The sequence below is a fragment of the Bacteroidetes bacterium SB0662_bin_6 genome (assembly GCA_009839485.1).
Classification (GTDB): domain Bacteria; phylum Bacteroidota; class Rhodothermia; order Rhodothermales; family VXPQ01; genus VXPQ01.
Window position 1 is genome coordinate 86,257 of the sequence record VXPQ01000018.1, and the last position, 14,573, is coordinate 100,829.

Sequence of the window (14,573 nt, forward strand, 5' to 3'; positions counted from 1 at the left end):
ACGCCGAACCGCAAAATCGCAACCGGGAAAAGGCGCGTCCCAAGGCCCCCGCCCATGCGGATCGCCCTTCTACCGCACCACGGTGAACGTCCGCATGGCGGAGAAATCTTCGGCCACGATGCGCAGGAGATAGACGCCGCTCGCCAGGGCGGCTCCGTCCACGACGAGCGTTTCGATCGTTTCGGAGGCCACCGTGCCGTTCAGGATGCTGCGCACCTCGCGTCCGAGCATGTCGTATAGCGTGGCGCGGACATGTTGCGTTCTGCCGACTGTCAGGTGGGTGCGGGCCATTCCCTGCGTCGGGTTGGGGTACGCCGCCGACAGATCGAACGCCCTGCCGTACAACTCAGGAGGATCGGGCGGACGTTCGATCGGATGTACGGTGAGCATCCGCATCACCGTACCCCAATGCGCCGGGTCGCTGCCGAGCCCGGCAGCGCGGGTCCGGTACAGGGCCGCCCCTCCGCCGTCTGCGCTTTCGGGCCACGGGGCCGTATCGGTCCAGGTGACCCGCTCTTCGAGTACTTCCGGGACGAACGACGGGTCGTCCGCCGGGGGATCGTCCGGGCGGTTCAGTTCGATGGTTTCTCCTTCGTTCGCGAGGCGGCCTTCCCAGCCCCCGATCAGCCGCCGCCCGTCGTCCCAGCCGTACGCCAGCCGAAGCGTGGCTTCATTTTCCGTTTCGAGGGCCGGGTCGAAAGCCGTCACGAACAGGCTGTCCCCCGCCGCGAGCTGGAGTCCGTCCGGAAACGTGAAGTCCACGCCTTTTCGCAAGGTCCACCCGGTCAGGTTTTCCGTGCCGTTGCCCGCATTGTAGAGCGCGACATATTCGAGATTCGGGTTGTTGCCCGGCGGGTGATACATAATCTCCCGAAACACGACCTGCGCCGGTCTCGGCGCGCTGTTCGGACCGCCCAGCGTGGGTTCCTGCAGGGGCACAAAGGCATGGATATCACCCGGCGGCAGGCCGATCGTTTCCCCGGTGCGCGTGGCCCCGAAGGCGACCTCGTCGGCGAACAGGGCGGGATTCCCGTTCGCATCCGCGGCGACCAACCGCACCTCATCCCCGTATGCGCTGCTCAAGGCGAAGCCGTTCTCCGCGCCGGGGGCATTGAAATCGTTCTCGTCGAAGACGACGTATCCGCCGGCCTCAATGGTCGTGCCATCGGGAATGCGGTATTTGTCCAGGGGGGCGCCGTCACTCAAAAGCCACCCGCCGATATCGATTGGTCGGCTTGTGGGGTTGTGCAGTTCGATGGCGTCCACCTCGGGAGGATCGCTGTGCGCAAGCAATTCATTGACGATCACGTCGCGGAAGGAGGCGCGCCCCGATGCGCCCGGCGATCCGCCGTATTCGATACTTGCCCGCCATGCTCCGGCACGGTCGATATTGTCCGCGGCGGCGGGATCCAGCGTCAGCGAACTGCCACCGCCATCCGCCCTCGCCGGCCAGGCGTCGCCGTCATTGTATTGAATGTGGAGCAGGCGTTCTCCGGCAGCGTTGCTGAGTGTCAGCGCCTCGCCGCCGTTGCTGAGCCTTCCCGAGGCGTAACTGCCGGCCACCTTCGCTCCCGGTCCGTACCGCATGCGGAAGGCGTTCTCGCTGGCGGCCACGACGATCCGGGCGCCCGGCGCAAGCGTCTCTTCCCCGAAGGCGAACGCAATGCCGTCGGTAAACGCCAGTCCGCCCAGCGCAACCGGTGCATTGGAAGGGTTGTGCAACTCGATGAATTCGAAATCGTCGTTGTTGTCGAATCCCGCCGCGATTTCCGCATCGGTGGGTTCCGTCGGGTTGTAGTGGATTTCCGAAATGACGAGTCGCGAAGAACCGGGGGAGGCGATGCCTGCAAAGTATTCTGCCTCTTCCATGGCCGACCATGCGCCGTCGTCCGAGCGGACACGCGCCATGACGCGATTGTACCCGGAGAGGGCGATTCCCGCGCCGTCGTACGCCATGGCCGACCCGGAAACATTCCCGCCGGGCATGCGGGGATCGGCGCCGTCCATCGTATAGAAAACGGTTCCGCCCGACGGCGACTGCACGGTCAGCGTAAAGGAGTCGGACGATTCGCCTTCCGGGTGGCTGAACACGGGCGCATCCACAGCCGGATACAGAGGCGCCTCCACCAGCGCGTTGCGGGACCTCCCGGATTCGTACCGGCGGGTTCGTTTGAGTTGTTCGAGGATAATGGGAGTCCGCCTGGTCAGGAACCCGTTCTCCACGGAAGTCACTTCCCGGAGCCAGTCGGCGGGCGTGAAAGCCGGCTCCCGTTTGGAGTCTCCCCACCGCGCCGATTCCGCAAGAATAATCGTGCTCACTTCGTCGGCCCGGCTTGTCCACCGGGCCAGAGCCTCCGGCCCGGTCAATGCTCCGTTTCCGGACAGGTGGCGCTGCGCAAGGTCCGCAAACCGGAGCCGGTATTCGTTCGACCCCATCAATTGCTGGTGAAGCCACTGCGGGTTGCTGAACTGGAACTGGTCTCCTGCGGGAAAGGGGCCGGTCCGGTTGTGGCCGTCTCCGAACTGAGAAGTTGAAAAGAGCGAATGCTCGCTATCGTGCGCAAACCAGACGAAGCCCCGCTCGCCGGTGCGATCCCGGACGCCGAAGAAATTGTTGGTCCCATTGAACGGCGTAATCGGCGAATCCGTGTTTCCGGTCCAGAAAATGACGAGCATGTACTGGATCAGATTGTCCGCATCCAGCAGCACCGGATAATCAGCGTTGCGCGACCCGTCCGGGTTCAGCCCTTGCAGTTTCATGTACAGCGCATCGCGTTCCTCCTCTGCGGGCAGCGCGGCCAGCCGATTGGCTTCGTCGTAAAGAAAGCGCCAGTCATCGAAGACCCCTGCCGTGACCTCTACCGTGTATCCGCCGTCCAGCCCGGCGGACTTGACGACATCGTAGTCGTCCGGATTGCCGCCGAGATACGAAGCGCCGTGCCAGTGATCGGATCGTTCCTGGGTTTGAAAGAGGCCCCAATACTGGCCGTTCAGATACAAATGGTAGTAGCGGCTTCGGGTGTAGGGGACCCCCATGTCGCGCTGGGTATCGCGGGAGAACACCTCCCGGACCATCGTGTTGGCCGAAGAACCGTTGAACGACCAGGAATAATTCTGGGAAGTGCGCAGGTCGAACTTGTCGAATTCGTCCACGCCCTCGTCGCCGAAGAGCGCGTAGGAAAGGGTGCTCGGCCCGTATTCGCCCCGGAAATACAGGCGAAAGGCATGCTTGGGGTTCTCGTCGTTGCGGCTCCATCCTCCGCGGATGCGCACGCCTGCATTGACCGCGAATCCGTCCCGCCCGCCGTGCCGGGCGCGGGGACCGGTTTCCGGCGGGAAGTCCGGAGGATAGATGAGTTCGAGGGAGGCGGGGCGCTCCCAGTCCCGTCCATAGTTGAGCGCGTTCGAGTATATCCCCCGTGCGCCGTGAAAGAGGGAATCGAACGGGAGGACGATGGAGAAGGAGGGAGCGGCCGTCAGCGCCGCCATCACGTCGTTTTCCTGTCCTTCGACGACATTCGGGTCCATGCCCATATCCACATCGTTGCCGCCCCAGAACGAAGGCCAGCCTTTTGCCCGCATGTTGCCCGGCGTTTGCCGGATCACGTCCGCCGGGAAGATATACGTGCGCGTCACGCTGGCCGAGGGCGCCACGCCCTCCATGAAGGCGGCGGCGCGCACCACGGTCGTTTCGTCTATGTAGAGCGGTTCGGTATAGGGCGTCCCGTTTCCTTCCGAGGGGTCCGAATTGTCCAGCGTATAGCGGACGATGCTGCCGGGCGTTTCGGGAAACAGGTACAGCGAGAACGGTTCGTCGAGAATAGCGCCCGACGTGCTGAACGTGGGCGGCGCGAGGACATCGCTCATGCCCGGTACGTTGGGTCCGCCCGGCGTGGGCAGGTCGAACCAGGTATAGCCCCCGTCGATCAGCCCGTAGGAAACGTCGGGACGTTGCTCCGGATATTCCGGCGTAAACTCGGATACGGGTTGTCCGTCCGGGTCGATGAGCGCAAGGTATTCGCCGCCGCGGGCAAGGCGGAAGTTGGTGTGAAACTCGGTCCGGGAAGCGAACGTGATTTCCGGGGCCGGTCCCCGGTACGCCGCCGGTCGCGTTTCCGTTTGCAGGGAAAGGAAGGGGATGAGCGTAAGGTCCGAAGAGGTGGCGTTGGCATTGTGTACCTCGACGGCCAGCACGTTTGCGCCTGCCCTGAGCAGGTCCTGCGGATTCGATATGCCGAACGGTTCTGGCTCACCGCCCTGGTAGATCATGGCCTCGTGCAGGCCCGAAGCCGGGGTATCGAAGGAAGGAACGCCCGCATTCATGAAGCTGCGGGCGATTTCCTGGCCGTTCAGGTACGCCACGAACCCGTCGTCGTAGTCCATGTGCAACACGGCCTGAAGTACATTGTCGGGGTTGTCCACCGTGAATTCGATGCGTGCGTACAGGGAGAGCAGATTTTCGATGTCCACCTCTGTCTGAATGTCCGCGCCCCCGTCACTCCGTTCGTATCCGAGCGCGCTCATTCCCTCGTCCCACTCGCTTGCGTCGAACCCCGGCTCGTTCCAGCTGGCGGGGGGCTGCTCCGTGCCCGGAAAATAGCGGAACAGGTCGCCGCGCCGCACCACGCTGTTCCACACGCCTGCTTCCGGTTGCCGGTCCTTTCCGGAAGCGAACACGACGAAGTATTCGCCGGCGTCGAGCGTTTTCGCCGAAAACACCCACTTGTCGGGTTGCTCCTCGTTGTCGGTGAGCGCCCATCCGCCGAGATCGATCGCCTGTCCGGTCGGGTTATACAGTTCGATCCAGTCCGAGGTCTCCTCGTCCTCGTCGTACAGCGTCGCCGAGTTCGACGCCATGAATTCGTTCACGACCGGCGCTGCGTCCTGTGCGGAAGCGGTTCCGAAAGCGAGCAGGAACAGCGGGATCTGTGCCGGGAATGCCGTTCGTAAGAACCATTCGCCCGGAGACCGCAATGTCAATTTTTGTACAGGACCTAACAAATTGACCGCGTTCATCGTATAATTCCAGGGGGTATTTGTGCAATATAAACAGAATGGCCCGGCAAGGCGGTAAGATTCCCCACGCTCCTCGAAAGATACGGGCCCTCATCGACTCCGTGATCCTATGCCGCGACGTCTGCGCATTCTTCTTTATATCATCATTCCGCTCATCGTACTGAGCCTTTCTTCCACGGCCATTTTCGAATGGCTGTGGATGCGCCAGGTAGGGTACGAGGGCGTTTTCTGGACGCTCAAACTCGCGAAGTTGAGTCTCGGTATCCTGGCGTTTTTGATTGCCGGCGTTTTCCTGATCGTCAATGCGCGGATGCTGGCCCGGGAACTGCGTTGGGCGACCTTCGCCGGCACGCCGCTCCAGGACATCGAACTGAATCTCGGCGAGCCGAAACAATACGGTCGCGTGAAGAAGGTGCTGACCGGCGTGGCGTTGTTTTTTGCCCTGCTGTTCGCCCTCACCTTTTACCTCGGATGGGACGAATCGCTCCGGTTTTTGTGGAATGAGCCCTTTGGACAGACCGACCCCATTTTCGGCAAGGATATCGGTTTTTACATGTTCCAGCTCCCTTTCTGGGAGATGATACAAACGTCCTTTGCGCTGCTTGTTTTCGTTACGCTGCTTTTTCTGCTGGGCATCTACTCCACGCTGCGTCTCATGAGGTTCGAAGGCATACGCCGGGGATTCCATGGCCGGAAGAATGTCCGCACGCACCTCAAACTGAATGCCGCGCTCTGGTTGCTGTTGCTCGCGTTCGGTCTCTTTCTGGACCGCTACGAAATTCTCTTTTCCTCGCAGGGGATTGTCTTCGGAGCGGGATTCACCGATGTGAAGATCGTGCTGCCCGCGCTGTGGATTGCGCTGGTCACTGTGGCGTTGCTTGCCGTGTTCCTTGTCGTGAGCACAAGGCGGGCTGTCAGCCGCAGGATGATGGGAGCCGCGGTCGGCGTAGCCGTGCTTGCTTGGGTGCTGGGTCGCATGGTGCTTCCCGGTCTGGTGCAGCAGTTTCTTGTAGAACCGAACGAACTCGAACTGGAGACGCCGTACCTGGAGCACAACATCGCCATGACCCGGCTGGCCTATAACCTCCATGAAGTCACGGAGATCGAGTACGAGGCTGACGACACGCTCAGGATCGGGGATATTCAAACAAACCGGGACGCCGTGGACAACATCCGGCTCTGGGATCCCCGGTTGCTGATCCAGACCTACAAGCAGCTCCAGGAAATCCGCACGTACTACGAATTTTTCTCCGTAGACAACGACCGGTACGAATACGGCGGCGATGTAAAGCAGGTCATGGTGTCGGCCCGCGAGATATCGACGGAGCTGCCGGGGCAGGCGAACAACTGGGTGAATCGCCGCCTGCAGTTCACGCACGGGTACGGCGTGGCTCTGAGCCCCGTTACGGAAATGAACAGCCAGGGCGAGCCGATCCTGGTCGTCAAGGATTTGCCGCCGGATTACGGGTACGAGGAGTTGACCGTCGAAAATCCGGCCATTTATTACGGAGAGGAAGAAACCGGCGGCTACTACATCGTCAATACGGGAATTCAGGAACTGCATTACCCCAGCGGCGACGAGAACGTATACAATTCGTACGAAGGACAGGGCGGGCTGCCCATTCGCACCCTGTTCCATCGCCTGTTGTATGCCTGGGAACTCAGCGATATAAACATTCTTCTTTCGGACTACATTCATTCCGGGAGCAGATTGCAGATCTGGCGAAGCGTACAGGAGCGCATCGAGCGGATTACGCCGTTTCTGGAACTGGACCGCGACCCGTATCTCGTCCTCGGTAGCGGGCGGCTGTACTGGGTGCAGGACGCCTACACGACCTCGCGGAATTTCCCGTATTCCCAACCGTTCCGAAATTTCAATTATATCCGGAATTCGGTAAAGATTATGGTGGACGCCTTCGAGGGCACGGTCGATTACTATATCGTGGACGACCAGGACCCCGTATTGCAGGTGTACCGGTCCATTTTTCCGAATCTGTTCAAGGCGCGCGAAGATATTCCTCCGGAACTCGAGCGCCATTTCCGCTATCCGCAGGACCTTTTCGAAATACAGCTCGAACGGTTCAATCGCTATCACATGACGAACCCGCAGGTGTTCTACAACAACGAAGACCTGTGGACGCGGCCGTTCGAGAAGTACGGGGGCCAGCAGCTCATCATGGAGCCGTACTATGTGCTGGCCCGGCTTCCCGCGGAGCCGGACGACGCGGCGGAAGGCGCCCGCGGCGTGCTGGAGTTCATGCTGATCAGCCCGCTCACGCCCGAAAACAGGGACAATATGATCTCATGGATGGCGGCGAAGTCCGATCCGGAAGAGTATGGGCGTCTGGTCGTGTACAAGCTGCCTAAACAGCGCCTTATCTACGGACCGGCTCAGATCGAGGCCCGTATCGACCAGGACCCGGAAATCTCCCAGCAACTGGCGTTGTGGGATCAGCGCGGCTCGCGGGTGATCCGGGGCAATCTCATGGTTATTCCCATCGAGAATTCGTTCCTGTACGTCGAGCCGGTGTTTCTGCTGGCCGAAGGCGTGGACATTCCGCAGTTGCAGCGGGTCATCGTGGCGTTCGGGGACGATATCGCCATGGAGCCGACCCTGGACGAGTCGCTGGCCGAGATATTTGGGGAGGGGGCTGCTCCTGCGGCGGTTGCGCCGGAAGAGGTTGCGCCGGATTCCGAAGGGGCTGTGGAAGCCGCTCCGGTGGTGGTGTCGGCGGACGATCTGGAGCGTGTGCGCGCGCTGTGGAGCCAATTGCGTGAAGCGTTCGAATCCGGCGACTGGGCGCAGTACGGCGAGGTGATGGAGGAACTGGACCGGGCGATTACGGAATAGGGGAGGGTAGGGGCGGTGATATATTTCCATAAGACAGCGGTGCGGTAGACGGAAATGCTGAGTTTGTGGGCCTTGTCATTCTTGATATAGTTCGGCTCCAAGTCACCACCTGCCAGAAACACTTCGGTGCCTGCGCCGACGACCTGAATGCTTCTTGGATAGTTCTTTTACGAAACCATGTTATCGCAAATAATGTATCGGATTTTTTGCCTGTTAAGGGGGCGGATATCTATTTGAGCATTTCTTTGACTGTGCAGCGAATTTCTTCGAGAGCCGGATGCTCTAGTGCAAGTGCAGTTATCATTGCATACGTTATGTCCCTTTCGGGAAGATTTAGGCTTTTCGAAAGTTGGTATGGTATACCATGATGATCCGGTAAGTTTTGCACCTGTTTAACTTTGTGGAGGGTGTCCGACTCGTTGCTCCCGATCTGAGTGGCGAATTTGCCTATATAAGGTTGTTTCTCAAGTTCCCGAACGATCCAGCGTTCCGGGGGCAGATCGTCTCCAGGAAGTTGGCTATAATACTTTTTTGGAGTTCCCTTAAGATCTTCTCTATTCATCCATTTATTTATCTCTGCGCCTTGGCAGTCTCCGTCGAAGATGCACCTTGCCTGTCCCAGATAACCACCTCGAATATGGGCTCCCATTTGGCTGGCAACCTTAGAGGCATCACCTATGGCTACGATACGGACTCTCGATCTAAGAGCCAACGGTAAGCAGTTAGACACGAGAGTCTCGGCAAAGTCGTCTTCCACATAGATCGTTGCCTCTTCTTGGGTTGTACCGATCATATTTGACATTGCTAACCGTGTGGTCGGAGATTGCAACACTTTGTGGTCATCATTCACTTTATTCACTAGAACTCGAGCTTCTCTGGGAAGGGCATCGATAATATGTTCCGAATGTGTGGTGAATATTATTTGTTGTTTTGTCTTCTTGACAATCTTTGTCAGGGCATTGATTAGCCTCTTTTGTGCTTCAGGGTGAAACCCATGCTCAATTTCTTCGATGAGAAGTAAACCCGCGTTCGGCAACCGCCCCAAAGCCGAAAGGATGGCGATTGCCGCATTTTCCCCAGCGCCCATATCAAAACCACTATAATCGGCACCTGCGTTGCATCTTGCTAGCCTGACTTTATTGGTTTCGTGTACATCGACCGTTGTGTATGGACGGTCCAAAATCCAGGAAAGGTTTTCCAATATATCTTCACTAAGGGATTCGGTGCTTGATTCTTTTTTGGTGCCAAACGCATTCCGTGCGTCGCGTAATTCACTGGGGGGAAGAATGCGAGACAGTGATACAAACTCGATTGATCGTTTTGGAAATCGAGGTTGTTTTGACCGGCCATAGTCTGGATTTGTCCGCCAGCGATACTTCTCTGTTCGAAGACGTTCGATCTCAATTTCGTTGCCTGCTATGCTGTAATCAAACCTGACCTTAAAATCAGTATATGAAGGAGCACTATGATGTCGAAAAAAGAAATCGCTCCAATGGTAGTTCATAAGAGATGATTGTTTACGCCTTGGTGAAGTTGGCCATGGAGCAACCCGCCAGTCTTTCGGACGCTTTGCTGACAGTGCAGCCAGTGATAGGATTGTACTTTTCCCGACACCGTTCCGTCCGCATATTGCAGTGATTGGATAGTCAAATTCGATTCGCAACTTCTCGATTCCACGCAACTTAGGTGGTCCGTCGATCGTTATTGCTTTCAGCAAAGTTTGGGAAAAGTCTGACGGAGGTTGTTGCCAGAAATCGAGGAGATTTTTCTCGCTATTACTCAGACGACGACCGGGCATAAGTTTCCTCAATAAGTTGATCCATTTCTTCCTTGCGATCTTCTTCTGGAGTGGATGTCTTGGTTACATTCCTGGAATTTGATATGAACTCACGATAACCAGAGCAGAAAACACGAAAGTCGCACTCCTTACATTGCCCCTCTGCAACACCTGTTTTCGGGAAATTGCTGTTGGTGATTCCTTTCTTGATGTCTTCAATAGTTGTCTTGACCTTTTCTTGTGCTTTTCTAAGGGTAGGAGGGGTGACATCTATCGGTATTCTAGCCTTAACCCCCTGTTGTTCGAGTTCTTCTGGAAATTCCGCGTGTGAAATGATGTGTATATCTGCTTGTTGGGGGTCTTGAGAGAAAGCATATCGAACGCCTAAAGCATAGAGTTGTATTTGGTCCTGCACTCGTTCATGAATTTTTTCATAATCCTTTAACGATTTGATGCGCGTCGCTTTGAACTCGACGAGACCGACAATCTCTCGTTGGGATGGAGGTACATCTAAAGCATCCCGCCGCTCAAGAAGATCAACGACGCCAGAAATCAGTGCATCGGAATCTGGGACGAGTAATTCGAATGACTTCTCTGCAGCACGAGAATCCATAATCTTGTCGCCAAATTCTTCAACATACCGTGTCAGGCTGCAAATTGCAGCTTCTTGCATGGCTTTAAACGGATCTCCCCGGGTGTAACGCAAATGAAACCTTGTTTTTACAAGCTCTTCAATCTCGGATGCATCGATAGGTGTCCCGTCGATGGCCTTCTGGTGTATCTCGGCGAGGATGTTATGTATCTGTTGGCCATAGCCAAATTGTTCTCCAACGCCTGGACTAAAGTTCATCAATGTGCGTAATTGATATTCTCGCTCACATCGTCGAAATGTTGCCAAATCAGAATAGGTGGTCTGAAGCATGTCAGCGTAAGCAGGAGGTTGTGGACTAGTCTTTCTACGTGGTGTAGAGTCGGTTCCATTTCTTGAAACACAGTCATGTGCGATTTCCTTGAAGTAGGCGGTTGGCCTTTTACGAGAGCGGTCTAAAGTTGACACATTCAGGAACTTTGCACAACGTGTGAGTCCAACATACCATAGGCGCCGTTCAGCGTCGTCGCCACCGACATAAGTATCAGAATTGAAAGAGTTTTCTGGAAGAAACGTATTGAGAGGTTGATTGCGTCGGCTACTAGGGAACACATGCGACGAGATTCTCGGGAGGAACACAACCGGCCACTCCAATCCTTTGGAGGCATGCACCGTCATTATCTTCACAGAGTTAAGTGATGCGACCTCACTAATACCTCCTTCATCTACGTGACGTGCACCCCAGATCGAAAGAAAAACACACAGACTTTTCAATCGAGCCGGAGTGATCCACTGATGTACCGACTCGAACTGTGTTAATAGGTTGCTGAAAGCACCCATATTAAACATGATATCGTTAGGCCAGTTGTCTTCAAGGATTCCGAGTTCTTGAAGCATTTTCTGAAATAGTGCCTGCGGATATATCCTAGATCCCTTATGAACATCGCGTTCATCTCTCGATAATCTCCTCTGGTCGAGATCAGCCCGCATCTTGTCGATCCAAGATAGATAATGGGTGGAGTTGGCACTATCTCCAAAGTGGTTGCTATGCCTTAGATCGGCGATCTTTTTTCGTATGAATTCGCGGGTTCCGACTGTGTTTATTAGCTGCATTTTTCCGTCTTTCCCTGGTAGATAGAAATCTGACTTTGCCAGCAGAGAAAAACTTGCCTGAATAAGCCGAACTTCATCGTTGTCAAAGAGACCGCCCGTACCACTGACAACGACAGGTATACCATGATCGCGGAGCGCTTTCGAAAAGTCCGTTCCAGCTCCCCGAACACTTCGCAGAAGAATCGCCATGTCACCGTAATCTAGGCCTCGTTCTTCTCCATTTTTTTCCTTGAATACAGTCCCACGCAATTCCTCAATCCTTTTCGCGACCCACGCTGCTTCGTCAGCTTCCGTTGTGAAGCGCTGTAATTGCACATCACCTGGATCTGCGAGGTGTTCTTTTGGCGAACCATCAGGCACAAATACACGTGCAACTGGCTCCTTTGGGATGCGATGAGAAATTTTTCTGACAGCCTCATCGGCAATCTCAACGATCGCGTGGGTGGACCGAAAATTCTCTGTCAATTGAACGGTCGTGACATTAGGATATCGGTCTTCAAACCCCAACATATTTTCTACCCTTGCTCCACGAAACCCGTAGAGAGCTTGATCATCGTCACCTACTACAGTCAAGTGGGGACCACAGCCGCTATCGGTGAGCAGGTCAATAAGTCTCTCTTGGCGATCATCCACATCCTGATATTCGTCGACAAAAAGATGAGACAGATCCGAACGAAGCTTCATCAACTGATCTTTATTTTTTTCAAGAAAATCGATCAAGTCATCAATGATTTGGTTGAAGTCCAGAAAATAGTTTGGATATCCGTATACAATCTCTCGATAATTTTCTACCGTCTTAGCAAGCACATTATCTTCGATGTTTCGGAGGTCGAGCCTTTGCTGATGCAGAACATTCAGCGTATTCATGAATGTATGCAGTGTATCGCCAAACGTCTTCATTCGCGTACGAGAGAGAAGTTTCTCAAGTCCAATTCCCCTGCCAGAGTCTTCAAAGCGATAAAAATTGGAAGCCAAAAGGGCTGCTTGGCGGGTCTCATCCATTACTTCAAAGCGACGAAAATCCTCTTTTCGCTCTCGTAAAACTTTTAGACAGTATGAATGGATCGTTCCAACATACATGTCCCCGAGAGAGGGCTCAGAGGGCAGCATAGTCTCAAGCCGTTGTCTGACCCGATGCTTTAGCTCGGCGCCTGCATGATTGGTAAAAGTGAAGGCGACGATTGATTCGCGGCGTACGCCATCCTTTACCATCTTGGCAATCCGATGCGCGAGCGTTTCGGTCTTCCCGCTACCGGCACAGGCAAGGATAAGAAGGTTTCCGCTATCGTGATCGATCGCGGCTTGCTGACTTGTTGTCGGAGAAAGAGTCATCCATGCTGCCGGATGGCTTCGCGGAATGTTGGGGCTAGGGCTCGTACTAGTTCGAAGGGAATGGCGTTACCAATTTGCGTGGCCACCATTTGGGGCGATCCTGCGAACGCATAGTCAGACGGAAACGTTTGTAGCAAAGCAGCTTCCCTAGGTGTAAGTGCCCGGTCATCCTCCGGATGAGCAAACCTTCCGCGTGTAACGTCGGTGCATCCGGTAGTCAAGGTAGGAGCTACGGTGTCCCATCTCATACGCCCATAAACATCTGGATAGCAATTCGCAGAACGATGGCATTTCAAAGTCAATGACTTTGGCAAATCTTTCCGGCTTCCACCGTTTTGCGGGATTTCTTGCAATCGGCGGAGTGCGATAAGCCGATGGTTTCGGGCCCGGTGAAGTGGATCGTCTGGATCTACCTCCCCCGATGAGAGGCGCCTGAGGTTAAAAATAGCATCGCGTACGGTTCGACGCTTGTCAGGTGGGGTGGTTGGAGGTGGTAATGAGGGGACTGGTCCGTTTTTTGTCGCCATCAACAAGCATCGAAGCCGTCTCTGGGGAACGCCATAGTCAGCGGCATTAACGTGTAATGGTTGACTGAATTGATACGCTGGGCCGCAGGCTTCGCGAAACTCGGTTAGCAGATTGGCATTCACATCAGCCGCGAGGCCAGGAACATTTTCCACGAACAATACCTTTGGTTTCAACTCGGAGACGAATCGCGCTGCTTCAATCAGGAGTCGAGAGCGACGATCTCCTTTTCTGTTTCTATTTTGGTTGCTAAACGGCTGACAAGGCGCACATACAATCATCAAATCTAAGGAAGTATTAGCCAAACATTCATTCCTGAGAGTTGACGGTGCGAGATTCCGGATATCCGTTTCATAAATAGGTACACGGGGATGATTCAACCTGTATGTAGCACACGCAACGGGGTCATTGTCGACCGCAGCAAGAACGCGGAAATGAGCTCGTTTCAAAGCTGCCGATGCTGCGCCCGATCCCGAGAAAAGGTCAATAGCCGTTGGCCATCGTCTTTCAGTTTTGCTTCGGCCCAGAAGAGAAGTGTACGGGAAGCTGTCCATGATTGGGTTACCGTTTTCCCTTAGTGGTTTGCCTTGACAAGTCGGGAAGTTCTGCGACGACACATAAGATTTGATTTCACCATGTCATATACTCTGATGGAGTGTGGGCTTACATCGAAATTTTTTGAAGCCCTCTGTTTCAAGCGGGTTCCCCCTTACCCGAATAATCCCTTCTCTTCTCCCAGTGCTTTGTTCTTTTTTAGAACGAGGAGAGAACGTTTATTTTCGAACTAGTGACAGAAACCGGTGGGAGTTAGATGATGAGACTTGCCGAAATTGGCTGGCCTAGAATCGCTCGCAATCCAGTTCCTGCAACCGGCGGCCTTTCATGTGGGTCCAGGCATTGCACAGCAATTACAAGTTGTCGAAATGATCGTACCCGCTTCTCGACTGTGGTACAATGTGCCCGGTGCTTGAACGTGTGGTAATGCGGGGCTCTGCCTAGATCGGCGGCTCGCCCTACCCTATAGCTAGCATGTCAAGTGATGGAGTACAGTGCCGAGGAATTTTTTCCGCAATCTCCCCATTGCTATAGCTCTACCCGATGTCCACGAACTTTCAGTACCCAGGTATCAGTATCATCCTTTTGTTCGGGCGCCATTATGTCTAGATTGTCTCCATGATCACTCCGCAGTCGTGTGTGCAAATCCTTATATTTCTCCTGAGTAAGGCCTTCGTGTATTAGAACTTCTCCTATCTTCAGGTAACCCGCTGTCTGGGAGAATGCAGCCTTGAAGTCTTCCCATTCGTTTGTCATGGCTCGTATAGTTATGCTGGTGTATGTGAATTACACAGGTTTTAGGTTGAACAGCTGAA

General features: G+C 55.0%; 5 protein-coding genes. 1 reads left to right on the forward strand and 4 read right to left on the reverse strand.

What is annotated here, in order from left to right; genetic code table 11:
- Positions 1 to 69: 69 nt before the first annotated feature.
- A complete protein-coding gene (locus tag F4Y00_02815; protein MYE03892.1) occupies positions 70 to 5,016 on the reverse strand; it encodes a T9SS type A sorting domain-containing protein in 4,947 nt (1,648 codons plus the stop codon).
- Between the two features lie 109 nt (positions 5,017 to 5,125).
- On the opposite strand from F4Y00_02815, the gene F4Y00_02820 reads away from it, so the two are divergent.
- The gene (locus F4Y00_02820) at positions 5,126 to 7,867 is read left to right on the forward strand and encodes a UPF0182 family protein (GenBank protein MYE03893.1); all 2,742 of its coding nucleotides are present in this window, start codon (positions 5,126 to 5,128) and stop codon (positions 7,865 to 7,867) included.
- Positions 7,868 to 8,096: 229 nt separating this feature from the next.
- Here F4Y00_02820 and F4Y00_02825 read toward each other — a convergent pair whose 3' ends face one another.
- Genes F4Y00_02825 through F4Y00_02835 form a run of 3 tightly spaced genes read right to left on the reverse strand, consistent with a single transcriptional unit; the run spans position 8,097 to position 13,757 of the window.
- The gene (locus F4Y00_02825; protein ID MYE03894.1) at positions 8,097 to 9,665 is read right to left on the reverse strand and encodes an ATP-binding protein; all 1,569 of its coding nucleotides are present in this window, start codon (positions 9,663 to 9,665) and stop codon (positions 8,097 to 8,099) included.
- Entirely contained in the window at positions 9,643 to 12,678 is a 3,036-nt protein-coding gene (locus tag F4Y00_02830; protein MYE03895.1) for an ATP-dependent helicase, read from the reverse strand. Before F4Y00_02830 ends, F4Y00_02825 begins: the two co-directional genes overlap by 23 nt.
- Positions 12,675 to 13,757, reverse strand: coding sequence for a DNA cytosine methyltransferase (locus F4Y00_02835; GenBank protein ID MYE03896.1), 1,083 nt, complete (start codon positions 13,755 to 13,757; stop codon positions 12,675 to 12,677). The genes F4Y00_02830 and F4Y00_02835 overlap by 4 nt, the downstream gene beginning before the upstream one ends.
- Positions 13,758 to 14,573 lie beyond the last annotated feature (816 nt).